This is a genomic window from Collinsella sp. AF20-14LB, from assembly GCF_003459505.1.
Lineage (GTDB): Bacteria > Actinomycetota > Coriobacteriia > Coriobacteriales > Coriobacteriaceae > Collinsella.
This window is the reverse complement of sequence record NZ_QRWD01000011.1, coordinates 1-24,467: the sequence shown is the minus strand read 5'-3', so window position 1 is coordinate 24,467 and position 24,467 is coordinate 1. Positions and strand designations below refer to the sequence as shown.

Below are 24,467 nucleotides of genomic sequence, written 5' to 3'. Positions count from 1 at the left end.
TTTGTTGGAGGAGAACGCATGCGGCCCGGTGGCACTCAGACAAAGCGCGGCGCCGCGGTGCGCATGCGACGCCGACTGGGCTTGGCGCCGCGGGCGTACGCACTGCTGTCTTGCTCGCTGGTGCTGGTCATAGCTGGCGTTTCTGCCTATGGCATGACCGTGCCGTCCATGATGCAGGCACATGCCGCACGCGAACCGCGCGTGGGGCATGAGGTCAAAAGTGACCTGGGGACCACGACTGGATATGCTTGGGCAAGTGTGGTCGCGCATATTGTGTTTGGCACCGGCGACGCGGACGGCGCCGAGGCCCCGGACAACGAAGTCACGCTTGCCAATGGCAAAACCATCGTGCTCACCAACACCAAGATCATCGATCGGTTGTCCAACAATAGCGTGGCGGCAACGGTGAATAAGGTCGAGCAGCAGAAGGAGCAGGACGCCCAGCAGTCCGGAAAGCCCGGTAGCTCGGATACTTCTGGCTCCGGCTCGGATTCGTCGAGTTCGGGCGGTGGCTCTGGGTCGGGTTCCTCTGCCGGAGGGTCTGGAAACGGCGGCTCGACGGGCGGCAACACTGACAACGATGCAAACTCCGGTGGCCTTTCCGCTGCTGAGGAAGAGAGCATTCACAGCTGGCTTGTGACCAAGTACAACATGCTCGACGGCTATGTTTCTCGTGCCAATGACGTGGTCTCGACCTATAACTCTACGGGAGATCCCAGGCCGTGCGACAGCCTGGTCGGGGAGATGTTTGTCATTCGAGCCGAGTTCGGTCGTCAGACATTCTCGCCCCGGTCAAAGTGGTATCAGCAGTATGCCAATCTGTGGGGCTGTTACACCAACCTATGTCAATGGGTCGGCCATTACGGCGATGATGACGTCGCGCTCGGTAACTTCAACAATAACGTGGCGGCGCTTGCCCTATGATGACCGATCTTGCATCCACCACACCACAATCGCTCGGTCGCGATCCCATGGTCGGCCTGCGCCTGGCGCGTGTCGACGGGTTTGAGCCGGCCATTGCGCTCGGTCAGGACGAACTGCCTGCCTATCTGCGTCGTTTTACGATGCTGTTTGCCGACGATGCCACCATGCGCCGTGGCGGTATCGGCCGCGTGACGCGTGCCGTCAACGCCCAAGGCGAGGCCGTGGCACTCAAGCAGCTCATCTTGCCAACGTGCGATGAGTTTGACGATGCCGCCGCCCATGAGGCGCTGGTCGCCAAGTTCAAAGCGGCGTTTCGCGAGGAATACGAATGCCATCGCGCCCTTTCGGGCCTTAAGGGCTTTCCCCGCCTCTATGGCTGGGGCGAGGTCGACGGTGTGCCTGCAATTGTCATGGAATGGGTCGAGGGCGAGACGCTCGCCCGCTTGCGCTCGCGCTTTGCCGTGGACGATGCCGGCCGCCTATCGCCGCTTGTGGCGGCGCGTCTGGGTCGCGACCTGTTCGATCTGCTCTGCCGTATGAGCCTGGTGGGCGAGGGCTTTGTCCATCGCGATATCTCGCCCGCTAATATTATGGTGCGTACGGCGCGTCTACCGCTTGACCGGCAGCTTGCCGAGGGCACCTTTGACCTGTGCCTGATCGACTTTGGCTCGTCGCTGGCGCTTGAGCCTGCGTCGGCCGTGGCCGGTACCGGCGGCAAGGCGTCGTTTACGGAGCGCTATGCCACGCTGCGTCGCGCGACGGTTGCCTATGCCCCGCCCGAGATGCTCACCGACGATATTCCCGACCTGCGCGCTTTGCGTATGTCGCCGGCGATCGACGTCTATGCCGCAGCAAGCACGGTTTACGAGCTCATTGCCGGCGCCGCGCCATACGAAGCCGCGCCGAGCACTTCGGGCACCTCGGGTTCGCGCAAAAAGACGCGCGACATCGCCAGCCCCTACCGTCTCAAGATGGACACGCTGCCCGACTATCCCATTGGTGCCCATGCGCCCGGTTGCGATTTGACTCAGCTGCTTCGTCGTGAGCCCGATGTGGCGCTCGCTGCGGCCGAGCAGGCCCAGCAGCTGGGGCTTGAGCCGGATTCCGAGGAGCTACGCGATGCGCTGGCGTTTGTCGATGCCCAGCTGTTCGACGTGGTGATGGCCTGTCTGTCCAGCCATCAAAAAGATCGTCCCGAGCCGGCGGCGGTCGAGGCGGCGCTCTCGGCGTTTTGTGACCACTATGCGCAAAATGTCGGTCGTTCGCTCCGCGGCGAGCCGCTCACGCCGTGCCCCATGGATGCGTCTGGCCGCGCGGTTCGTCGCGCGCTGATGGTCGGCGCGACGGTCGTCTGTGGCGTGGTTTGGGCTGTGGTCGTGGTTTCGGCCGCGCTGCTGGCGTCGGGCGCTCGCGTGACGGCGACTTTGGGATCGCTCGTGTGGTCTGGGTCGCTACCGGGTATTATTGCCGCACTGGCGTTGGCGCTGCCAGGCATAGCCGGCGTTGCCGCGGGGGCACTTGCGCACGATCGGCGCTCGGGCTTCCTGCAGGGTGTGCTTGCGCTTTCTGCCTGCGAGGTTCCGGTGCTGGTTGTGGCTGCATGTAGCGTATTTTCCCAACGCGCCGTGATGGGCGGCCTTGTTGCCGCTCTGGTTGCAACCTATACGCTTACGTGGTTTTTGCTTGCGATGGGCTTTGCCTTTGAACTTCCCGTTTCGGCACCGCGACGCACAAAAGCCCAGATGGCGACTCCGCTTGCCGGTGGAGCCGCAGCTGTCCGTACTTTTGGCGGACCTGTCGAAGTATCGTCCGATTCTATTTCTACGACCAAGGAGGCCTAGGTCATGGCATCTCAAGTTGAGCTCACCCCATGCGGGGCCATGTTTGACATCTTTAAGCGCGCAGCGCATCTGAGCCATATCGAGCTGTGCGGCTTGGTGCTTTCGTCCCGTCCGCTCGCCGACGGCCGCAGCCCGCAGAGCCGAGCCGCCGATCGCTCTTGGGTTTCCCGCTTTATCGTTCGCGCGCCGGTCGGCACGCTTCAGCAGCGCTACTTTGCCGAATACGGTACCTCGGCTGCGCGTATTATGTCGCAACTGGCCCTGCGCCAGCGCAATCCCATGGACTCCACGGCTGTAATCAATATGGTGTGCGGTCCTGCAGGTGAACCGATGGTACGCGCGCTCGAAGAGTGCCACCAGGACACGAATCTCTATCGCAACGCGCTCGATCGCCTGTCCCAGGCGGCGGAACTCATGCCCGCCGAGCGCGCCGAGGTCGTGCTGGTGCTGTTTGTCGCCGTCGGTTGTTCGGCGGATGTGCGGTCCTCGGTGAACTATGCCATCGACTACGCGAACGCGACCTGCGGCGGAGGCACATCCACGCCGCGTTCGCTTGGCATGTCGCTGACTGCGGGCGAACGCGAACCCGCCCCGGCGCACCCTTTGGGCTTGCTGCGCGTGCAAAACAGTTTTGTCGTGAGCGCCCCGCGCTGGATTCAGCCGAGTGAGCAGGGTGTTGAGATTGGCGCGCTGGCCACTGGTGAGGGCGATATTACCGACGTCGGCGACGATGTCTCGGCCCGCCATGCCCATATCTGGTGCGATGCTCAAAATATCTGGCACGTCGAGGACTTGTCGTCCACCAACGGAACCGTGGTGGTAAACGGGGCCACGCGCGTTTGCATTCAGGTCGAGCCCGGCCGTTCCGCCCAGCTCAATCCCGGCGACGAGCTCAAGCTCGGCGAATCCACTACCTATGCCATCCTCTTCGGTGCCCTCTAGCCGGCAGTTAAGGACGTTCCTTTTCTGCCGGCACTTGGGGACACTCCTTGGCGCGCCAGGGCCAGTCGCCCGGGGATGGAGGGACCATTTTGGCCCTTGACGGTCACCCGAGGTAAACCTTTACCGCCCGCCTATATTTGTCGAAATTACACTTGACGGCGGGGTACAATAAACCCGCATGCGGATTTCCGTTGCGGGCGCTTCCCATCGCCGGGGCGTGCCCGGGAGCATCCGGCATGCGGCCTTTGCGGCGCTCGGCCATGTGCAAGACGGGTAGCTGGGCCTGCGGTGCGCAAGCGCCCCTCGCCTTGGCACACCTTCTCTCCATGCCATGTACCTGCTGCTCAGTCTGCCTGCCAGATGATTGGAAGCAACAGCGAAAATCCCATCACGCCAACATCCCGGCGATCGCCGGGGCCTGTATACCTATATGAGAGGAGAGGGGTATATGGCGCGTAAGTTTAAGTCTATGGACGGCAACGAGGCGGCCGCATATGTTTCGTATGCGTACACCGAGGTAGCGGGAATTTATCCCATTACGCCGTCCAGCCCGATGGCCGACCATGTCGACCAGTGGGCGGCCCAGGGTCGCAAGAACATCTTTGGCACCCCGGTCAAGGTCGTCGAGATGGAGTCCGAGGCAGGTGCAGCCGGTACCGTTCACGGTTCGCTGGGCGCCGGTGCTCTGACCACCACCTACACGGCTTCTCAGGGCCTGCTCCTGATGATCCCGAACATGTACAAGATCGCGGGCGAGCAGCTCCCGGGCGTCTTCCACGTCTCCGCGCGTTGCGTCGCTTCCCACGCCCTGAACATCTTCGGTGATCACTCCGACGTCATGGCCTGCCGCCAGACCGGTTTCGCCATGCTCGCCGAGGGCAACGTCCAGGAGGTCATGGACCTCTCGCCGGTGGCTCACCTTGCCGCCATCGAGGGTAAGACCCCGTTCCTTAACTTCTTCGACGGCTTCCGCACCAGCCACGAGATCCAGAAGGTCGCCATGTGGGACTACAAGGATCTTGCCGAGATGTGCGACATGGACGCCGTCCAGGCTTTCCGCGATCATGCGCTCAACCCTGAGCACCCGCACACCCGCGGCAGCCACGAGAACGGCGACATCTTCTTCCAGAACCGTGAGGCCTGCAACAAGGTCTACGACGAGCTCCCTGCCGTCGTCGAGGGCTACATGAAGAAGATCAACGAGAAGCTCGGCACCGATTACGGCCTGTTCAACTACTACGGCGCTCCCGATGCCGATCGCGTCGTCGTGTGCATGGGCTCCTTCTGCGACGTGCTCGAGGAAGTCATCGACTACCTCAACGCTCACGGCGAGAAGGTCGGTCTGGTCAAGGTTCGCCTGTTCCGCCCGTTCTCCATCAAGCACTTCGTCGACGTTCTCCCCGAGACCGTCAAAAAGATCGCCGTCATGGACCGCACCAAGGAGCCGGGTTCCATCGGCGAGCCGCTCTACCAGGACGTCGTCTCCGCTCTCTACGAGGCCGGCAAGACGGGCATCAAGGTCGTCGGCGGTCGTTATGGCCTGGGCAGCAAGGACACGCCTCCCGCGTCCGCTTTCGCTGTCTTCGAGGAGCTCAAGAAGGACGAGCCCAAGCGCGAGTTCACCATCGGCATTGTCGATGACGTGACCAACCTGAGCCTGCCCGAGGCCGAGGATGCGCCCAACACCGCAGCCCCCGGCACCATCGAGTGCAAGTTCTGGGGTCTGGGTGGCGACGGTACCGTCGGCGCCAACAAGAACTCGATCAAGATCATCGGCGACCACACCGACAAGTACGTTCAGGCCTACTTCCAGTACGACTCCAAGAAGACCGGCGGCGTCACCGTTTCGCACCTGCGCTTTGGTGATTCCCCGATCCGCTCGCCGTACTACGTGACCAAGGCCGACTTTGTCGCCTGCCATAACCCTAGCTACATCGTTAAGGGCTTCAAGATGGTCCGCGACGTCAAGCCGGGCGGCACCTTCCTGGTCAACTGCCAGTGGAGCGACGAGGAGTTCGCCGAGCACATGCCCGCCGTGGCCAAGCGCTACATCGCGAACAACAACGTCAACGTCTACCTGATCGACGCTATCGACCTGGCGGCCAAGGTCGGCATGGGCAAGCGCACCAACACGGTGCTCCAGTCCGCCTTCTTCGCGCTGGCCAAGGTCCTGCCCGCCGAGGACGCCCTGCAGTACATGAAGGACGCGGCTACCAAGTCCTACATGAAGAAGGGCCAGGCTATCGTCGACGCCAACCACAAGGCCATCGATGCCGGCGCTACCGCTTTCCGTAAGTTCGAGGTTCCGGCCGACTGGGCTACCGCCGAGGACGCCGCTCCCGTCGAGCTCTCCGAGGAGACCAAGTCCGCCATCGCCCAGCAGGTCAAGAACCTGCTCGAGCCCATCGATCGCATGGATGGCGACAGCCTGCCCGTTTCCGCCTTCGTCGGTTGCGCCGACGGCCAGTTTGAGCTGGGCGCCTCCGCATACGAGAAGCGCGGCGTCGCCGTGGTCGTTCCTCACTGGGACGAGACCAAGTGCATCCAGTGCAACCAGTGCGCCTATGTGTGCCCGCATGCCACCATCCGTCCGTTCGCGATGACCGAGGACGAGGCTGCCGCCGCGCCCGAGGCTACCCGCACGCTCGACGCCATGGGCCCCAAGGCCAAGGGCATGAAGTTCACCATGGCCGTGTCCCCGCTCGACTGCATGGGCTGCACCAACTGCGTCAAGGTTTGCCCCAAGGGCGCCCTCGAGATGGTTCCCACCGAGCAGGAGATGGACCAGCAGCCCGTTTGGGACTACATGGTCGAGAACGTCTCCGAGAAGAAGGAGCTCATCGCGGCCAACGTTAAGGGCAGCCAGTTTAAGCAGCCCTACCTGGAGTTCTCCGGCTCCTGCGCCGGCTGCGCCGAGACCGCCTATGCACGTCTGGTGACCCAGGTTGCCGGCGACCGCATGTTCATCTCCAACGCCACCGGCTGCTCCTCCATTTGGGGCAACCCCGCTGCCACCGCTCCTTACTGCAAGGACAAGGACGGTCACGGCCCGGCGTGGAACAACTCCCTGTTCGAAGACAATGCCGAGCATGGTCTGGGCATGGCCGTTGGCTATGAGGCCGTTCAGCACAAGCTGATCGCCGCTACCCAGGACATCATCGCTGCCGATGGTCCGTCCGATGAGCTCAAGGCCGCCGGCCAGGCTTGGATCGACTCCGTCAACGACGCCGAGGCCTCCAAGACCGCTGCCGCTGCCTACGTTGCCGAGCTCGAGAAGTGCGGCTGCGACGCTTCCAAGGCGATCCTCGCCGACAAGGCTTACCTCACCAAGAAGTCTTTCTGGATCTTCGGCGGCGACGGTTGGGCCTACGACATCGGCTTCGGTGGCCTGGACCACGTCCTGGCTTCCGGCCACAACGTCAACGTCTTCGTCTTCGACACCGAGGTCTACTCCAACACCGGCGGTCAGGCCTCCAAGGCCTCGAACCTGGGCCAGGTCGCTCAGTTCGCCGCTGCCGGTAAGGTGACCAAGAAGAAGTCTCTGGCCGAGATTGCCATGAGCTACGGCTACGTCTACGTGGCACAGGTTGCCATGGGCGCCAACCCGGCTCAGACCCTCAAGGCCATCCACGAGGCCGAGGCCTACGACGGCCCGTCCCTCATCATCGGCTACAGCCCCTGCGAGATGCACTCCATCAAGAAGGGCGGCATGCAGAACTGCCAGGCCGAGATGAAGAAGGCTGTCGAGTGCGGTTACTGGAACCTCTTCCGCTTCAACCCCGAGGCTGCTGCCGGCAAGAAGTTCTCGCTCGATTCCAAGGAGCCCGCGGGCGGTTATCAGGAGTTCCTGATGAACGAGGCCCGTTACGCTTCGCTGACGCGTTCCTTCCCCGAGCGTGCCGAGGAGCTCTTCAAGGAGAACGAGCAGGCCGCTATGGACCGCTACGCTCACCTGCTGAAGCTCAAGACGGTGTACAACGAGGCCTAGGTCTCCCACCGCAGGATCTGAGGGCTGACCTTCGCGGACGTCCTCGGACATGAAAGAACCCCCGCTGCGCACTAACGTGCGGCGGGGGTTCTTTCGTCCTGCGGAGTGTCCGCGAAGGTCAGCCCTCAGATCCTGCTACGACTACGTCCTCGGATTGTGGGGCTGAATGAAGGATGTGGCTGTGGGGGTGCCTTGTCCCGGTCGCTGTTTCGCGGCGTGGCCGCGAAACCACGCGCCACTTTGGGCATGGAGGGCTAGCTGATTGTGGCCTTCTGCTGCCCCAGTGCTGTTTCGCGCTTTGCGCGAAACATCGCAGCACTTTGGGCATAGTGGGGGAGTTGGTTGTCGCTGCCTTCTATCCCCTTGCTGTTTCGCGCCTTTGGCGCGAAAGGCGCAGTACTTTGGGCGTGGGGGCTGGCTTGCGGACTCAGATGACCTAGAGAGATATGGGTGCAAACGAGAAATCGTTGTTGGGGTCGTCCTTTTCCATAAACTCATCGAGACAGAATGTCATATAGATTGGAACGTAAAGGATCTTGCCCTCTTTGCAAAGGTTTTCGTGGCTCAGCACAACGGCCTCGGGAATTTTGTACTCGCCCACACTCATCAAACGGTCGAGGGCTGCATGTGCTCGAACTTTCTTGCCCGATTTGACTTCGATTGGGACAACATGCCCGCGGGCACCTTCGATTACAAAGTCGACTTCACCGACCTCACGCGTTTGGTAGTACCACGTATCTGCTCCGAGGGCAACGAGTTCCTGTGCGACCACGTTCTCATAGAGGCCGCCGAGGTTGGGGGTTTTCATGTCAAGGTAGACGGCGCGTGCCGTGCTGCCGGGATACCGCGATGCGAGCATACCTGTATCGGACTCGTATAGTTTAAAGGCCGTCGTTTTCTCCGTCCTCTTGAGAGGGCTTCGTGCCTCCGTCACCTGGGGGACCATCAATCCAACGCCTGCGTTCACCAGCCATAGGAAATCCTGCTCGTATTTTTGAAGACGAGCTCCCTCGCCTAGAGACGAGACGATAAAGCGATGGGACTCCGCCTCAAGCTGAACGGGAATTTGCTCGAAAATGGAGCGAACGTTAAACGCTCGAGTCGATGCATATTTAGAGATATCGCTTTTGTACTGATCGACTAGCTGAATTTGAAGCTCACGCGTTCTCACGAGCGAATAGCCCGAATCGATATAGTTCTGAACGACCTCCGGCATGCCGCCGCAAACGATATAGGCTCTAAAGTTTTTGAGCATCGCCTCATGAATATAGTTTTCGACGGGACGTCTCTCGACAAGGCGGCTGCGAATATCTGCAAGCACATTTTCGCTGACGCTGTTTGCCCAACAAAACTCTTCAAAATCCATCGGCCGCATAACAATGTGCTCGACATACCCTACCGGAAAAGAAGAGATCCCCTTAAACTCAGTCCCAAGCATAGACCCCGAGAAGACATAGCTAAAGCGTCCGTCCTCGACCAGCGCCTTCATAAGTGTAACGATCTGCGGATACTCCTGAATCTCATCGACGAAGATAAGCGTGTCTCCTTCAACAAGCGGTGCATCCGCAAGAAGGGCCACACGGTTGATGAAGTCAATGGAGTTCTTAGCGCCAACAAGTACGTCTCTTGCCTCGGCATCAAGTAGCAGATTGACCTCATAATACGAAGCGTAGTTGCTCTTTCCAAACGCGCGAATCGCATAGCTCTTGCCAATCTGACGCGCACCGGTAACAAGCAGGGCCTTATGGGAGTTATTCTTCCAGCTCAAAAGCCTATCAGTGACCTTGCGGCGTAGCATTAAAACACCTCATTGACAAAAATTGGCAAATAGATTTGCCCCTAATCATACAAAAAATGACAAATAGATTTGACCCAAATCATACAAAAATTGGCAAATAGCAAAGCTCACTTAGGCCTCAAAGCCAGCGAGCCAGCACGGTACTTTGCGAAAAGGCTGGCGGCGCCGTTGTTGAGGGTGGCCAGGTTGGCAGTGGCGCCGTTAGCGTTCTCGGCTGCTTGGGCGCGCAGGAGCGAAAGGGCGTCGGCAGCGTTCATGCAGAAGCCGACGGTAAAGTTCCATACTGCGAACTCGCAGTCGCTTGCCGCGGGGTGAAGCGCGATCGGCTATCCCTTATGTTGGATGAAAAGCCCCATGTTTTTGCAGGGGTGCATACTCGTCAAATTAATGTATAGAATCGCGTATAGTGCGAGTAAGATATTGCGCTGTCCGTTTTGTGTTTAGCAAAGATATAGTTTGCATAATCTGGTCTAATCCCTGCTCTATTTAAATAAAGTTGCACGTAAATGGCGTAGATATGCCTGAACTGGGCTTCTTTACGCTGAGCGGGTAAAATCGACCGTTCGCCGCTTAGGTATTTTCAAAATGAATAAAATGAGCGATAAAGAGAATATAAACCTTAATAAACTCGCGTATCGCACGGACGCGGGTTATTAATGGGTTGTAGGCCTTTTACAGAAAGGATTCCAGCAATGTCTAAGCCTCTTGGCAAGCCCGATCGTATTGTCGTCGCCCTCGGCGGCAACGCCCTCGGCAACAACCCCGTCGAGCAGATCGAGGCCGTGAGCAACACCGCCCACGCTCTCCTTGGTCTTATCGAGCAGGGCAACGAGATCATTATCACCCACGGCAACGGCCCGCAGGTCGGCATGATCCAGAACGCCTTCGCCGCTGCCCACGATGCCATCGGTACCCCCGAGATGCCGCTGCCCGAGTGCGGCGCCATGTCCCAGGGCTACATCGGCTACCACCTGCAGCAGGGCATCGGCCGCGAGATGCACAAGCGCTATAAGCGTTGGCACGCCGCCACCGTCGTCACCCAGATCGAGTGCGATCCCGACGATCCCGCGTTCAAGAATCCGACCAAGCCGATCGGCCCCTTCTACACCGAGGAGCAGGCCAAGGAGTTCATGGCCGAGGATCCCTCCAAGGTCTTCGTCGAGGATTCCGGCCGCGGCTGGCGTCGCGTCGTCGCTTCCCCCGATCCCAAGAAGATCGTCGAGGCTGACTCCATCCTCAACCTGCTCGACAACGAGTTCATCGTCATCGCCTGCGGTGGCGGCGGCATCCCCGTCGTCCGCGACTACGAGAACAAGGGCTGCTACAAGGGCGTTCCCGCCGTCATCGACAAGGACCTGGGCGGCGAGCTGCTGGCCGAGGACTGCGACGCCGACGTTCTGTTCCTGCTGACCGCCGTCGAGCATGTCGCCATCAACTTTGGCAAGCCCAACCAGGAGGAGCTCGAGGACCTCACCGCCGACGAGGCCGAGCGCCTGGCCGACGAGGGCCAGTTCGGCAAGGGTTCCATGGAGCCCAAGGTCCGCGCTGCCATCAAGTTCGCGCGTTCCCGCAAGGGCCGCACCTGCATCATCGGCGCACTGGACAAGGCCGCCGAGACCATGGCCGGCCTCTCCGGTACCCGCATCCACGAGTAGTCTCTGCTCTGTTGCCTCTCTCGTGGGCGCCAGGCAAAGCGCCCACAAACTAGCCTCTCTTCATGAGCCCCGCAGTCCGCTCCGGCTGCGGGGCTTTTGCTATTCACCTAGTCATTGGGGACATTCTTAAACGACTAGTAGTAGGCCCACATGGCTTCGACTTCGTTAAGGACCTCTACGACGCCCCAGCGACGGGCGCTGCGGCTGGCCGAGTTGGGGTCGTAGACGCCAATCTGGTTGGCATCGTCGATGCCGTAGAGCACGATGTAGTGGCCTACGTTGGTAAACGTACCGGGGCGCACTGCGGCGATAACGGGCGCACCCGCGCGAAGTGCTTGGGTAATCGATTCACGATCGTTATAGAGCTGTGTTCCGTTGAGTCCCAGCTGCCACGCACCGCCTGTCATAAACGACCACTCGGTGGCACCAGTGGGGGCGTAGTTGCCGGCTTCGGCCAGTGTGCATATATCGACCGGCGTCTTATCGGTGTGGCCGGTCTTAAAGATATAGACCATGGTGAGGCAAGTGGGACCGCAAGCGTTTTCGCGAATAGTGCCGCCGGCATAGGGCAGCTCCGACCATGCGGGGTCAATTTGGTAGATGTGGGGCATGGTGCCGGCACTCCACTGCGAGCGCGGGGTCGAAAAAGCAAATGAGTAGCCGGGCGCGACGGGAGCTTTAAGCAGCTTGTCCTCGGCAGTGGGCTCAAGACCGGCTGACCCGTGGGAGATACAGGATCCCAAAAACACAAAGACGAGGCAGGCGGCGATGGAGCAAAGCGCAAGACGTAGGCGGCGGGCCGGAAGCGTGTGGCTTGTGGTATGCGACGCGGGGTGAGGGGCGGAATTGCCGCGATCGCGTTGAGATCGCGAAAAGGAGCGCTTAACGTAGTAGTCGGTCTTACGGCGATCGTAGCGGCGTGGCTGCGATGTGTCGGTCTGGCGTTGGCGTGTGCTCGTACTCATGCGGTCTGACTGCTGCACGGTACGGCTTTGTTGCCGCGAAGAAGCCCCGAGCTGCTCTTGGGGGCGCTGCGGGTTGTCGTTGTCGGAGGTGCTTCTGGGCGTTGGCGTGGTGCGGCCGGCAAGGCGCACGCTTTGTGGCCGTTGGTCGCCGTCATTGTATCCATATGCCATTCGAATCACCTTGCCTCATGTGTAACTTGTCTATCCTACATAAAAAGAGGCGCGACACATGGGTATGTGCGCCAAAAGCCTGACAAATGGTATGAACGTTGCCGCGCCGCGCGCCAAGCGTCACGGCAACAGGTATTCAAAAGCAGACAAGATGAAAGCGTCCAAGACGAATGACGTCTTCCGCCGTTCGTCCCAAAAACGGCGCCGCTCGTTTTGCAGTTCTGCCTTCGGTCGAGCCACAAGCGGCGCTGCTGTGCCAAGGCCGTATCTTAAAGCCACGAAATAAAAGCGCGCGGCAAAACAGACCGCGCAAGGGGTGACGCCAAAGAGGCGTCAATAAGGAAAGGAGGGGAACAATGGCGGACAAGAACGCAGAAGTTGCAGTCGAAGGTAACGGCGGCATGAAGAAAACGCTTTCGCTCTGGAACTTCTTCACCATCGGTTTCGGTGCCATCATCGGTACTGGTTGGGTCCTGCAGGTCGGCGACTGGATGGTCGTGGGCGGCGGTCCCGTTCCCGCTATGATCGCATTCCTCTTGGGTGCAATCTTCCTCGTGCCCGTCGGAGCTGTTTTCGGTGAGCTCACGGCTGCTATCCCCATCTCGGGCGGCATCGTCGAGTATGTCGACCGTAGCTTTGGCCGTACGCTGAGCTACATCACCGGTTGGCTCCTGGCCCTGGGCAACGGCATCCTGTGCCCGTGGGAGGCCATCGCCATTTCGACCCTCGTGTCCGAGATGTTCGGCAGCCTGCCCGGTCTTGAGTGGCTGCGCGCCGTCAAGCTCTACACCATCTTGGGCGCCGACGTTTACTTGTTCCCGACGCTAATCGCGCTCGGCTTTGCAGTCTACGTCATCTTCCTCAACTTCCGCGGTGCCAGCTCGGCCGCCAAGCTCCAGGCCTTCCTGACCAAGGCTCTGCTCTGCGGCATGCTGCTCGCCATGGGTGTCTCGCTGTTCACCGGTTCGCCGGAACACGCCATGCCCGTGTTCTCCCAGGTCACCGGTGCTGGCGGCGGCAAGCCCGCTACCGAGGGCACCAGCCTGTTCGCCGGCATCGTGTCGGTCCTGGTTTTGACCCCGTTCTTCTACGCCGGCTTCGATACCATTCCTCAGCAGGCTGAGGAAGCAGCCGAGGGCCTCAACTGGAACAAGTTCGGCAAGATCATCTCCCTGGCCCTGCTGGCCGCCGGCGGCTTCTACATGGTCTGCATCTACTCGTTCGGCACCATCCTCGACTGGCATGAGTTTGTTAAGAGCCCGGTTCCCGCGCTTGCCTGCCTCAAGGGCATCAACATGCTCCTGTACCTGGCCATGCTCGTCATCGCCACGCTTGGACCCATGGGCCCGATGAACTCCTTCTACGGCGCCACGAGCCGCATCATGCTCGCCATGGGCCGCAAGGGCCAGCTGCCCGAGAAGTTCGCCGAGGTCGATCCCAAGTCCGGCGCTCCCAAGCTCGCCTGCGCCGTTCTGGGCGTCATCACCGTCATCGGTCCGTTCCTGGGCAAGAACATGCTCATCCCTCTGACCAACGTGTCGGCTCTCGCCTTCATCTTCTCCTGCGGCATGGTCGCCCTCGCTTGCCTGCGCATGCGCTTCACCGAGCCCGACCTGCCTCGTCCCTACGAGGTGCCCGGCGGCAAGTTTGGCATCAGCCTCGCTGTCGCTGCCTGCGCCGTCATCATTGGCCTGCTCGTGGTCCCATTCTCTCCCGCCTCCCTCAACATGGTGGAGTGGAGCATCGTGATCGGCTGGCTGGCCGTTGGCCTGGCCCTCATGGCCTTCACCAATTCCCGCAAAAAATAACGCCGAGCCGGGGCGGATCGGGTGCGCGGACCCCTCTCTTCCGCGCACCGAACCCGGCACCACTTGGGTAGCTTTGTGAGGCCATAACCCAACATGGCCTCGCCCACTATATGGATCCATAAGGAGGAACCATGTCCACTAAGTACGCAATCGTTGGCGGCAAGCTCATCGACGGTACCGGTGCCGAGCCGGTCGAGAACTCCCTCGTTCTCGTCGACGACAACGGCAAGATCGAGTATGCCGGTGCTATGCAGGACCTTCCCGAGGGCGTTGAGGTTATCGACGCCGCCGGCAAGACCGTCCTTCCCGGCCTGATCGACACCCACCTGCACTTCTCGGGCAACCTGACCGACGATGACACCGACTGGGTCATGCAGCCGCTCCTCGAGAAGCAAGCCGTCGCCGTCAAGCAGGCCTACGACTGCCTCACCCACGGCCTCACCACCGTCTGCGAGATCGGCCGCTTTGGTATCCAGATTCGCGACTGCATCGACAAGGGCGTCTTCAAGGGCCCGCGCGTTCTGGCCACTGGTCTTGGCTTCTGCCGCGTTGCCGGCCACGGTGACTCCCACCACTGCACTCAGGAGCTCAACAAGGAATCCCATCCCTGGGGCGACCAGGTCGATGGTCCTTGGGATCTGCGCAAGGCCGTCCGTCGTCGCCTGCGCGAGAACCCCGATGCCATCAAGATCTGGGCTACCGGTGGCGGCATCTGGCGTTGGGATTCCGGTCGCGACCAGCACTATTGCTCCGAGGAGATCCAGGCCGTGGTCGAAGAGGCAAAGATGGTCGGCATACCCGTGTGGAGCCACTGCTACAACAACCACGCCGCTGCCTACGATTCCGTCCGTTTTGGCTGCGAGCAGCTGATTCACGGCTTCGATATCGATGAGCGCACCATGGACCTCATGGCCGAGCAGGGCACCTTCTTCACCCCGACGATTGCCTTCCTGCCCACCTGGTACGCCACCTATCCGCCCGTTTACGTCCCCGAGCTGCACGACAAGTACGAGGGCACCTTGGTCGAGAAGGAGCTGCAGCGCAACTACGACTGCCTGCGCGAGGCCAAGAAGCGCGGCGTCGTCATGACGATCGGCTCCGACTCCTTCTCCTTCGTCACCCCGTACGGCACCTGCTCCATCGAGGAGATGTACGAGTTCGTCGACAAGATCGGTTTCACCCCGGTCGAGACCATCACCTGCGCTACCCTCAACGGTGCCAAGATGTGCCACATCGAGGACGAGACCGGTTCCATCGAGGCCGGCAAGTGCGCCGACCTGCTGGTCGTCAACGGTGACGTCGCCGCTGACATTCACGTGCTCAACACCGACAACATGGACGTCATCATGAAGGACGGCTGGATCGTCGAGGCTGGCACTTTTGGTGAGGCTAACAAATACAGCGCCTAAGATACCGTTTGTCGATGGCTTGATGTAAAACACAGTTTTTGATTGCATAATGCAATGGAGAGGGTCGCTTGCGGCCCTCTTTATTGCTATGGGTGCTACGGACAAGAGGGGACGACGGTGGATTTAAACAGGCTGATTCTGGGCAAGAGCTACAACTCTACCAAGGTCTTTCGTACGGCCCAGCATGTGGTTCAGGCCATCCTGCTCGGTATTGTCGTTCCGGCGCTTATCCTGCTGCTTATCTGGGATTTAACCGATAATCCCAATCCCGTTCCGGGCGTTGTCGTTATTGCCGGCCTGGTCATGCTGTGCTTCTTTTTCTCGTACGTCTTTGTGGTCCCCGACGACCTCACATCGAGCGCAACCGACCGTACGCTCGCCATCGCATCAAAAATATTCGCCTACACGTCGCGTGGCCTTACGCCCGAAGCGGCCCTGGGCGCCTCTAAAATTATCCTGTCCGAGACCATCGCCTCTGCCATCTGCTTTACCGATGGCAAACAGGTGTTGGCAAGCTGGGGCGAGGACTCGGCAAAGTGCCCTGCCGGCACCCCGGTCGTGCTCAAGACCACGCTCAACGTGATCGAGTCTGGCGAACAGAGTGTATTTTCGCGTGACGCCTCCAATGAGACGGGCGGCTATTTTCCCCGTCTGCGCGCCGGCATTGTCGCGCCGCTGACCGTGCGCGGGCATTGCGTGGGCACGCTCGAGCTGTATTATCCCCGTCTGAGCAGCATCGATATGCGCCAGACGGCGCTTGCCTCGGGCTTTGCCGACCTCATTTCCACGCAGCTTGCGAGCTTTGAGCTCGAGCGCCAGGACGAGCTTACAGCTCGCGTGGAGCTGCGCGCCTTGCAATCGCAGGTCGATCCTCATTTTCTGTTTAACACCATCAGCATCATCGTGTCGCTCGTGCGTACCGAGCCGGACAAGGCCAGGTCGCTGCTCATCGACTTTTCCAATTACTACCGTCAGACACTGTCCGATTCCGATACCCTCACAACGCTCGAGCACGAGGTGGAACAGGGCACTCGTTACATCAACCTTATGCAGGCCCGGTATGGCGACGGCCGTCTGCGCGTCTCGGTCGATATCGACTTTGAGGTGCGCGACAGCATGGTGCCGCCGTTTATCTTGCAGCCGCTGCTCGAAAACTGCATCAAGCATGCGCAGCGCGAGACCGAGCCGCTTTCTATTCATGTTAGGGCTTTTGAGACCGATGACGGCTTGGAGATCATCGTCGAAGATGACGGCATCGGTATGAGCGAAGAAGTCTGCGCGCATCTGTTTGAGCAGCATCGCCGAGAGGAGCCCGAGAGCATTACCGCCGACGGTTCCGTCAAGCGAGGTTGCGGCCTGGCGCTCTTTAACGTACTTCAGCGCATCCATTTCTTTTACGGAGAAGATTCGGGCATGCGCGTGAAGTCCCAGGAGGGCGTGGGAACGCAGGTCATCGTCGAGCTGAACGGCGAGCCGCATGAGCCGGCGCCGATGAAGGTGTAGCGCGCAGTTGGATTGAGAGAAAAAAAGAGGGGAAGCGCATATGTCCGAGGGATGGAACATCTTGGTGGTTGATGACGAGCCTCCTATTAGGGCTGAGCTACGTTATCTGCTGGAAAAGGATGCACGTGTGGGACAGATTGCCGAGGCGGGCAATGTCACCGAGGCCGTGGAGTCGATTCTGTCGAACAAGCCCGACGTGCTGTTTTTGGATATCACGATGCCCGGCCGCTCGGGAATCGAGCTTGCCGAGACGCTGCAGAACCTAAAAACGCCGCCGGTCGTGGTGTTTGTGACGGCATTTGCCGAGTATGCGGCCGATGCCTATAACCTCGATGCCATTGATTACGTCGTCAAGCCGGTCGAGGATGCCCGCCTGTCAAAGGCGCTCGATAAGATCGAGGCCGCCCTGGGCGTTCGTCGTGTCGTCCATGATCCGCGCCAGCCCTTGCGCCTGACGGTGGATCGCGGGGGCAAAAAGGTGTTCATCCCCGTGGCGGATGTCTGCTACTTTGAGGCGCGTGCCGATTTTTGCAACGCCGTCTGCGCCGAGGGAACATATCTGATCAATGAGTCGATCTCTTCGCTCGAACGTCGCTTGGGCTCCGAGGGCTTTATTCGCGTTCATCGCAGCTATCTGGTCAATTTGGAAGACGTGCACAATGTTGAGATTGGCTCCACGGGGTTGATGGAGCTCAGGCTCGACCGCGTGAGCTCGACGGTGCCGGTGTCCCGTCGTCGTGCCGCCGAGGTCAAGTCGCACCTGGGGCTTGCGTAAGAGGCTTGCGTGCCGTCGTTTACCATCGCAGGTTTGGCATGGGCGCGCGGTGGGCATAATGGGTGGCATCGAATGAAATCGAAAGGATCATTATGCCCGCGCTTATCACCCATCATCTGTTTGGCGAGGAAAGCATCGACCGTCTTCCGCAGGGCGTCATCGCGTCCGATGAAGAGCGCATTGCCTTTATCTTGGGCAACCAAGGCCCCGACCCGTTTTTCTTTCACATTCTGACACCGCGTGTTTCCGACTGCACGCTGCTGGCGCAGGTCATGCACCGGTCGCGCATGTCTCGCCAGTTCGCGTGCCTGCGCGACGGCGTGTCGCACCTGCAGCCGCGCGATGCCAACCTGGGTCGCGCCTTTGCGCTGGGCCTGCTGTCGCACTATGTGCTCGACCGCAATGCCCACCCCTTTGTCTACGAGCAGCAGTTTGGCATTGTTGAGTCCGACCCCGAGCTCGAGGCTTCGGGCAGTCAAGTTCACGCCGTGCTCGAAAGCGACCTGGACGTGCTGATGCTGCAGCTTAAACGTGACGGGGCCACGGTCGAGGATTATCCGCCGGCGGGCGAGATCGTCACCACCGATCGCATCAATCGCGTGGCCGGCGTGCTGATGAGCTATGTTGCCGGACGCGTGTACGGCATTGACATTCCGGCGGGGGAGTACGGTGCTGCCGTTGCCAATATGCAGCGACTTTACCGCGCGATTGAGCCGGCCGGCTCCGTAAAGACGCGCGCGATCTCGCTGGTTGAGGGCTTGGTGCACGATTATTCGCTGCTCGACGGCCTTGCGCACCGCGTGACGACCGAGCTGCCCGAGCGTACCGGCAACCTGGGCCACTTGGCATGGAAGAACCCCTTTACCGATGAAGTCTCGACCGAGAGCTTCCCCGAGGTCTTTGACCGCGCGCTGCTCGATTACGAGTGCACGGTTGCCCGCTTTATCGAGACCGGCGATATGGAAGCCGTGACCAACCATGTCAATTACAGCGGTCGCGTGCTCGGCGCCGACGAGGAGTTCGACCGCGAGGAGTAGGGCCCATGCGTGCCCCTTTGCCGAATCCTTACCGGCGCTTCTGGACAATTGGGGTACGATGAACTAACTGCATATCGGGCGAATACGAAGGGTCCCTGTCCATGAAATACACCAAGCTCGAGCGTAACTGGGTCATGTACGATGTGGGAAACTCAGCCCTCGTGCTGCTCAATACCTCGGTGGTGCCCATCTACTTTAACGCCATCAATACCGGTGCTTCCTCGGCAGACCTGGTGGTCGCTTGGGGCAACGCTCAGACGATTGCCTCGCTGGTCATTGCCATGCTCATGCCCATTCTGGGCGCGCTTGCCGATTACGCCGGCAACAAGATCAAGTTCTTCTTGGGCTTCTTCCTCACGGGCCTGGTTCTTTGCCTGGCGCAGGCTATCCCAATGTCCGCCATGGCATTTTTGACCGTGTACGTGCTGTGCACCATCGGCCTTAACTCTTCTATGACGTTCTACGACGCTATGCTGCCCGACATTACCACCGACGAGCGCATGGACGCCGTGTCCAGCTCGGGTTATGCCTGGGGCTACATCGGTTCCACCGTGCCGTTCATCATCTGCTTGGCGCTTATCATGGGTGGCCCCGCTCTTGGCGTCCCCACCATGCTGGCAACGCGTCTGTCGTTTATCATCACTGGTGCCTGGTGGCTCATCTTTACCCTGCCGCTCATTCGCACCTATAAGCAAAAGTACGGTCGCGAGCGCGGTCCCGAGGACACCATCGGCCACATCGTGGGCGGTGTGTTCTCCGAGGTCGGACACACCATGCGCGAGATCGCCCACAACAAGACCGTGCTGGTCTACATGATCGCGTTCTTCTTCTACATCGACGGTGTGCACACGGTCATTTCCATGGCAACCAGCTACGGATCGGCCTTGGGCATCGATTCGACCCAGTTGGTCCTGGCGCTGCTCGTCACGCAGTTCGTGGCCTTTCCGTCCGCCATCATCTACGGCAAGCTCGCCGGCCGCGTGGGCACGCTCAACATGATATTGGTGGCAGTCGCCGCCTATATGGGCATTGTGCTGTTCGCCGCGTTCTTCCTAAAGACCGCCTTTGAGTTTTGGGTGCTTGCCATTATGGTCGGCCTGTTCCAGGGCGGCGTGCAGGCGCTCAGCCGCAGCTACTTTGGCCGCATTATTCCCAAGGAAAAGTCCAACGAGTACTACGGCTTCTTTGACATCTTTGGCCGCTATGCAAGCGTTATGGGCACCTTCCTGGTGTCGATCGTCACCTCGCTGACCGGCAACCCGTCGCTGGGCGTCCTTTCCATTGGTGTGCTGCTGGTCGTTGGCTTTATGCTGCTGGTCCGCCTGTCCCGCATGACTCGGGCGGCAGAGCATGCCGCATAGGAGTGAGCGGCTATTGTGCCTGTCCACGGTACTCTTTTGGGGTTATCCGCAATAAACATTGCGACTTGCGAGCAATGATTTGCCCAAGTGGGTATGATGGAATCAGCTAGGTCGCGGGGCGTCGCCTGTGTTTGGCGGCGTCCCGTTTTTGTGTTGCAGGGAGGGTAAGGCATGAACGCCACGGTCGTGATTCCAACGTATTGGGCGGGCGATGACGCTTGCGCAAACGCCCCTGGCACCTATGACCATTCGACGCGACTCAACGCCGACAATCCCGAACTCGACCGCTGCCTGGCCTCGCTTGAGCAGGTACGTGACATCCCGCGCATCATCCTTTTGGTGGTCTGTCCCGTTTCTGCCACAGCCGATGTGTCGCTGCGCGTGCACGAGATTGTCGACGCGCATCCCACGCTCAAGGTCACCGTTGTCACCAACACCCAGGCCTCGCGCATCGCAGACCGGGTTGCTCAGATTGCGCCTAAGGGTTCGGGCGAGTGCGTGAGCCTGCGAGGCTACGGTGCCATCCGCAACATGGGGCTAGCTTGTGCCGCTGTGCTGGGGCATGACGCGGTTATCTTTTTGGATGACGATGAGACTGTCATCGATGCCGACTTTATGAAGCGCGCGACCTACGCGCTGGGTCAGCAGACGCGTCAGGGCCTGCCGATCTTGGTCAAGAGCGGCTATTTCTACGATCGCGACGGCTCGCCGCTGGCTCCCACGGACAAGGCGGGCATCTGCCATCGTTGGTGGACCAAGCGCATCGAGTTCAACCGTTGGATGAAAAAGGCGCTCTCGGGCACCCGCATCTCGCGCTCCAACTACGTGTGCGGCGGCCTGATGGCCCTGCACGCCCGCGCCTTTACGCGTGTGGCCTTTGACCCGTTTATCACCCGCGGCGAGGACTTGGATTACCTCTTTAACATGCGCATGTTTGGCTACGACGTGTGGTTCGATAACGAGTGGACCGTGCGCCATCTGCCTCCGGAGTCCGAAAAGCGCTCACCGCGCTTTATGCAGGATGTATACCGTTGGTACTACGAACGGGCCAAGTTGACATTCGCCGCGCATCAAAAGGAGCTCATTCCCGTTACGGCGGCATCGCTCATGCCCTACCCGGGCCCGTGGATTTCGCGTGAGCTCGACGACCGCGTGCGCAAGACCGCTATGGTCCGCAGCGTGTTTACCCGCGAGCATGAGGGCTACCTGCGCATCTGGCGCCATGGTATCGACGAGGCAAAGGCCTATGCACGCCAAAACGCTGCAAGCTACCTGCGTTTCCAGAGCTTTTGGCCCAAGATCATGGACGGGCTTTGGCGTGACGCACAACTGATCAGTATCCTGGAGGGGGCCGAATGATCGACCGCCGCGCCCAGCGCGATAGTTCAATATCAATCTTTCGCATCATTGCCGTTGCCTGCGCCATTTGCGTGTTGGTGTACTTTATTTTTGCCTTGGCGACCGGAATCGAGCCGATTGCCACGGTGATTGCCTGCGCGCTGCTGTGCATCTTTCTGTGCATCTTTATCTTTTTGACGCTCAATCCCGATTCGGTGCGCTCCCAGTACACCGAGGAGACGCTCTCGGTGGCCTCGGCCATGCTCGAGGGTATTAAGGGCGGTTTGACACAGGAGTCGGCGCGTTTGGTGTGCCAGCGCATTTTGCCCGAGACGCGCGCCATGACGGTGGCCATCACCGACGAGGACAACGTGCTTGCCTGCGCGGGCGAGTTTGAGGAAAAACTACTGCCAGATTCTCCCATCCACACGCTTGCCACACGCTACGTTATCGAACATGGCATCGTGCAGTCGTTCAACCGTATGGTGGATGTCGTGGGCTCGGACGGCTCACACAACCAAGTCCCCGCCGGCATTATCGCCCCCATCAAGGTGGGCGATCGTACCGTCGGCACGCTCAAGTTCTACTACAAGACCCCGCGCGCCGTCGACCGTACCCAGTACGCGCTTGCCTCGGGCTTTGCCGAGATCTTGTCCACGCAGCTCGCCATCCACGAGCTCGAGGTGCAAAAGGAACTCACGGCGCGCGCCGAGGTGCGTGCGCTGCAGGCGCAGATTAACCCGCACTTCCTGTTCAACACGCTGAACACCATTGCATCGTTTACGCGCACCGACCCGCTGAGGGCCCGCGAACTGCTTCGTGAGTTCTCATCGTTCTATCGCGCCACGCTCGACAACTCGGGATCGCTTATTCCGGTCTCGCGCGAGGTCGCACAGACCAAGCGCTACCTTACCTTTGAGAAGGCCCGCTTTGGCGAGGACCGCGTGCTTGCGACGTTCGATGTGTCCGAGGATGTGGAAGATACGCTGGTGCCGGCGTTCGTGATCCAGCCGATTGTCGAGAACGCTGTGCGTCATGGTATGGGCGATGACGACGCCCTGAGGATCGACGTGACCGTTCACCAAGACGGCGAGGATGCAATCTTGATTGCCGTGGCCGATAATGGCGTGGGCATGGATGAGGGTACCGCCGCCAGACTGTTTGACGAGCGCTCTGCCCGTCCCGACGCCAGCTCTCCCCAGGGTGGCGGCGCCGGTGTGGCCATGCACAATATTTCGGAGCGCATCCATCGCTTTTTTGGGCCGCACTCCTATACGCGTGTCGAATCGGCGCCGGGCAAGGGCACCAAAGTGCTTCTTCATCTTGATTTGTCATAGAGCATCTTTGACATTCAAGAGTAAAATAAAAAGCTACGGGCTCAACGTCATGCGACGGATGCCCGGCGTAGTTAGTTGACGAAAGGTTTTATCCCTATGCTGCGTGCGATGATTGTGGATGATGAGGCGCCGGCTCGCTCGGAGCTTCGCTTCCTGCTCGAGCAAACGGGCAAGATCGGCACGATCACGGAGGCGTCGAGCGTCCGCTCCGCCATCGAGATGCTTATGGAAAGTCGCGTGGATGTCGTGTTTCTCGATATCTCGATGCCCGGTGCCTCGGGCCTGCAACTTGCCGAGGCGCTGCATAAGCTCAAAAATCCGCCGGCGATCGTGTTTGTGACTGCGTATAGCGACCATGCGGTCGAGGCATTCGACGTGGATGCCGTCGATTATCTGATGAAGCCGGTCGAGGAAGCTCGCTTGGATCGCGCGATCGAGAAGGTCATGCAACGCGCCAAGCCGGTTACGGACAGCAAGGTGACCATCGAGCGTATCCCGGTGGAAAAGGGCGGCCGCAAGGTGCTCATTCCCGTGGACGACATTCGCTTTATCATGGCCAAGGACGATTACTCCTGCATCTATACCGTCGATGATCGCTTTTTGTCGACGACCTCGCTGGCGCAGTTTGAGGCCAAGCTCTGCGACTTTGGCTTCTTCCGTGTTCACCGCCGCTATATCGTCAACTTGGCGTGCGTTACGGACGTCGAGACGGTGCCCTCGGGCGCCATCCAGCTGGGCATTACGGGCGTCGACGAACGCGTGCCGGTTTCTCGCCGCCGCGTCGTGCCGCTCAAGAAGGCTCTGAGTCTCTAGCACACTGGCCCCGCAGCCCTGTAGACCCATCGTCTGCGGGGCCGTGGGGCCTTTTTTGTATGTATCTGCCGAATCGTTTTTTGCGGAAGGGATCCCATGAACAGCGCAAGCGCCAAGCGTATCGACATCATCTCGGACACCCACGGCTATTTATCGCCTGCGCTCTTGGATGAGCTTGAGGGCGCAGACCTGATCATCCACGCCGGCGACCTTACGTCAGAGATGGACTACGAGCACCTATGCACCATCGCCCCCGTGCGGGCCGTATTGGGCAACAACGATTACTACCGCGACTACGGCCCCGACGTAGACCGTCTTGCGCTCTTTACCTACGAAGGCCTCAAATTCGCCGTAGCCCACTACCGCGAAGACCTTCCGGTGGGATCCGTAGACGTAGCCATCAACGGTCACACCCACGTAACCAAAGAAGCCCAAGTGGGCCGCTGCTTAGTCCTCAACCCGGGCAGCGCCAGCTACCCCAGAGGCACCCGAGGCCCCACCATGGCCAGAATGCTCGTCAAAGACGGCAAGATCATAAGCACCAAGTTTATTGACTTGGACTAACCGCAACAAAAACGGGGGATGCACAACGCATCTCCCGTTTTCTTTGAGCCAAAGGCAGAGTCCCAACAAGAATCTAAGACACCCCCGCCACGGAGAACGGGGCCGCCGAGCCGCGAAGCGGCGAGCAACAAGAACTGGTTGAAGAAAGTGACGGCAGGGAGGGTCTCCGGGGCTGGGGGCGGGGGTTAAGTTTGTCGCGAGTTCCGCACGCAAAGGAAAGCACTTAATGTGCTTTCCG

At 60.1% G+C, this 24,467-nt stretch carries 18 protein-coding genes; 15 read left to right on the top strand and 3 right to left on the bottom strand.

Annotated features, from left to right (window positions below):
- Nucleotides 1–18 precede the first annotated feature (18 nt).
- From DWX63_RS06890 to nifJ, 4 genes are all read left to right on the top strand, one after another.
- The gene (locus DWX63_RS06890) at nucleotides 19–924 is read left to right on the top strand and encodes a hypothetical protein (RefSeq protein WP_117564927.1); all 906 of its coding nucleotides are present in this window, start codon (nucleotides 19–21) and stop codon (nucleotides 922–924) included.
- Complete coding sequence (locus DWX63_RS06885; RefSeq protein WP_117843216.1) at nucleotides 921–2,765, top strand: hypothetical protein; 1,845 nt, start codon at nucleotides 921–923, stop codon at nucleotides 2,763–2,765. The genes DWX63_RS06890 and DWX63_RS06885 overlap by 4 nt, the downstream gene beginning before the upstream one ends.
- A gap of 3 nt (nucleotides 2,766–2,768) precedes the next feature.
- On the top strand, nucleotides 2,769–3,707 hold the full coding sequence (locus DWX63_RS06880; protein ID WP_117584186.1) for an FHA domain-containing protein: 939 nt from the start codon (nucleotides 2,769–2,771) through the stop codon (nucleotides 3,705–3,707).
- A 448-nt stretch (nucleotides 3,708–4,155) separates the two neighbouring features.
- On the top strand, nucleotides 4,156–7,695 hold the full coding sequence (gene nifJ / locus DWX63_RS06875) for a pyruvate:ferredoxin (flavodoxin) oxidoreductase (RefSeq protein ID WP_055250750.1): 3,540 nt from the start codon (nucleotides 4,156–4,158) through the stop codon (nucleotides 7,693–7,695).
- 436 nt (nucleotides 7,696–8,131) lie between these two features.
- On the opposite strand, the gene DWX63_RS06870 is transcribed toward nifJ, so the two are convergent.
- Both DWX63_RS06870 and DWX63_RS11225 read right to left on the bottom strand, forming a co-directional pair.
- Nucleotides 8,132–9,493: an ATP-binding protein gene (locus tag DWX63_RS06870; protein ID WP_117584183.1), complete on the bottom strand. Its 1,362-nt coding sequence runs from the start codon at nucleotides 9,491–9,493 to the stop codon at nucleotides 8,132–8,134.
- 107 nt (nucleotides 9,494–9,600) lie between these two features.
- Nucleotides 9,601–9,750, bottom strand: coding sequence for a hypothetical protein (locus DWX63_RS11225; RefSeq protein ID WP_158551673.1), 150 nt, complete (start codon nucleotides 9,748–9,750; stop codon nucleotides 9,601–9,603).
- A gap of 435 nt (nucleotides 9,751–10,185) precedes the next feature.
- On the opposite strand from DWX63_RS11225, the gene arcC reads away from it, so the two are divergent.
- Complete coding sequence (gene arcC / locus DWX63_RS06865; protein ID WP_006235166.1) at nucleotides 10,186–11,148, top strand: carbamate kinase; 963 nt, start codon at nucleotides 10,186–10,188, stop codon at nucleotides 11,146–11,148.
- Between the two features lie 134 nt (nucleotides 11,149–11,282).
- Here arcC and DWX63_RS11510 read toward each other — a convergent pair whose 3' ends face one another.
- Entirely contained in the window at nucleotides 11,283–12,284 is a 1,002-nt protein-coding gene (locus DWX63_RS11510) for a C39 family peptidase (protein ID WP_233514499.1), read from the bottom strand.
- 356 nt (nucleotides 12,285–12,640) lie between these two features.
- Between DWX63_RS11510 and DWX63_RS06855 the strand changes: the two genes are divergently transcribed.
- The 10 genes from DWX63_RS06855 to DWX63_RS06810 all read left to right on the top strand — a co-directional run bounded on the left by DWX63_RS06855 (nucleotide 12,641) and on the right by DWX63_RS06810 (nucleotide 24,229).
- Entirely contained in the window at nucleotides 12,641–14,092 is a 1,452-nt protein-coding gene (locus DWX63_RS06855; protein ID WP_117646630.1) for an APC family permease, read from the top strand.
- 131 nt (nucleotides 14,093–14,223) lie between these two features.
- A complete protein-coding gene (locus DWX63_RS06850; protein ID WP_117655955.1) occupies nucleotides 14,224–15,501 on the top strand; it encodes an amidohydrolase family protein in 1,278 nt (425 codons plus the stop codon).
- A gap of 117 nt (nucleotides 15,502–15,618) precedes the next feature.
- On the top strand, nucleotides 15,619–17,004 hold the full coding sequence (locus tag DWX63_RS06845) for a histidine kinase (protein ID WP_233514498.1): 1,386 nt from the start codon (nucleotides 15,619–15,621) through the stop codon (nucleotides 17,002–17,004).
- Nucleotides 17,005–17,044: 40 nt separating this feature from the next.
- A complete protein-coding gene (locus DWX63_RS06840) occupies nucleotides 17,045–17,779 on the top strand; it encodes a LytTR family DNA-binding domain-containing protein (protein WP_117843214.1) in 735 nt (244 codons plus the stop codon).
- A 92-nt stretch (nucleotides 17,780–17,871) separates the two neighbouring features.
- Nucleotides 17,872–18,816: a zinc dependent phospholipase C family protein gene (locus DWX63_RS06835; RefSeq protein ID WP_117843213.1), complete on the top strand. Its 945-nt coding sequence runs from the start codon at nucleotides 17,872–17,874 to the stop codon at nucleotides 18,814–18,816.
- 101 nt (nucleotides 18,817–18,917) lie between these two features.
- A complete protein-coding gene (locus tag DWX63_RS06830) occupies nucleotides 18,918–20,177 on the top strand; it encodes an MFS transporter (protein ID WP_117843212.1) in 1,260 nt (419 codons plus the stop codon).
- A gap of 171 nt (nucleotides 20,178–20,348) precedes the next feature.
- A complete protein-coding gene (locus tag DWX63_RS06825) occupies nucleotides 20,349–21,536 on the top strand; it encodes a glycosyltransferase (protein WP_055285281.1) in 1,188 nt (395 codons plus the stop codon).
- Nucleotides 21,533–22,852, top strand: a complete 1,320-nt coding sequence (locus DWX63_RS06820; protein WP_117843211.1) for a histidine kinase — start codon at nucleotides 21,533–21,535, stop codon at nucleotides 22,850–22,852. Before DWX63_RS06825 ends, DWX63_RS06820 begins: the two co-directional genes overlap by 4 nt.
- A gap of 96 nt (nucleotides 22,853–22,948) precedes the next feature.
- A complete protein-coding gene (locus DWX63_RS06815; RefSeq protein ID WP_006235156.1) occupies nucleotides 22,949–23,665 on the top strand; it encodes a LytTR family DNA-binding domain-containing protein in 717 nt (238 codons plus the stop codon).
- A gap of 96 nt (nucleotides 23,666–23,761) precedes the next feature.
- Complete coding sequence (locus DWX63_RS06810) at nucleotides 23,762–24,229, top strand: YfcE family phosphodiesterase (RefSeq protein WP_117821523.1); 468 nt, start codon at nucleotides 23,762–23,764, stop codon at nucleotides 24,227–24,229.
- Nucleotides 24,230–24,467: the final 238 nt, after the last annotated feature.

Coding starts and splice junctions, on each gene's coding strand:
- DWX63_RS06890 (WP_117564927.1), top strand. CDS start 19: ATGCGGCCCGGTGGCACTCAGACAAAGCGCGGCGCCGCGGTGCGCATG.
- DWX63_RS06885 (WP_117843216.1), top strand. CDS start 921: ATGATGACCGATCTTGCATCCACCACACCACAATCGCTCGGTCGCGAT.
- DWX63_RS06880 (WP_117584186.1), top strand. CDS start 2,769: ATGGCATCTCAAGTTGAGCTCACCCCATGCGGGGCCATGTTTGACATC.
- nifJ (WP_055250750.1), top strand. CDS start 4,156: ATGGCGCGTAAGTTTAAGTCTATGGACGGCAACGAGGCGGCCGCATAT.
- DWX63_RS06870 (WP_117584183.1), bottom strand. CDS start 9,493: ATGCTACGCCGCAAGGTCACTGATAGGCTTTTGAGCTGGAAGAATAAC.
- DWX63_RS11225 (WP_158551673.1), bottom strand. CDS start 9,750: ATGAACGCTGCCGACGCCCTTTCGCTCCTGCGCGCCCAAGCAGCCGAG.
- arcC (WP_006235166.1), top strand. CDS start 10,186: ATGTCTAAGCCTCTTGGCAAGCCCGATCGTATTGTCGTCGCCCTCGGC.
- DWX63_RS11510 (WP_233514499.1), bottom strand. CDS start 12,284: ATGGCATATGGATACAATGACGGCGACCAACGGCCACAAAGCGTGCGC.
- DWX63_RS06855 (WP_117646630.1), top strand. CDS start 12,641: ATGGCGGACAAGAACGCAGAAGTTGCAGTCGAAGGTAACGGCGGCATG.
- DWX63_RS06850 (WP_117655955.1), top strand. CDS start 14,224: ATGTCCACTAAGTACGCAATCGTTGGCGGCAAGCTCATCGACGGTACC.
- DWX63_RS06840 (WP_117843214.1), top strand. CDS start 17,045: ATGTCCGAGGGATGGAACATCTTGGTGGTTGATGACGAGCCTCCTATT.
- DWX63_RS06835 (WP_117843213.1), top strand. CDS start 17,872: ATGCCCGCGCTTATCACCCATCATCTGTTTGGCGAGGAAAGCATCGAC.
- DWX63_RS06830 (WP_117843212.1), top strand. CDS start 18,918: ATGAAATACACCAAGCTCGAGCGTAACTGGGTCATGTACGATGTGGGA.
- DWX63_RS06825 (WP_055285281.1), top strand. CDS start 20,349: ATGAACGCCACGGTCGTGATTCCAACGTATTGGGCGGGCGATGACGCT.
- DWX63_RS06820 (WP_117843211.1), top strand. CDS start 21,533: ATGATCGACCGCCGCGCCCAGCGCGATAGTTCAATATCAATCTTTCGC.
- DWX63_RS06815 (WP_006235156.1), top strand. CDS start 22,949: ATGCTGCGTGCGATGATTGTGGATGATGAGGCGCCGGCTCGCTCGGAG.
- DWX63_RS06810 (WP_117821523.1), top strand. CDS start 23,762: ATGAACAGCGCAAGCGCCAAGCGTATCGACATCATCTCGGACACCCAC.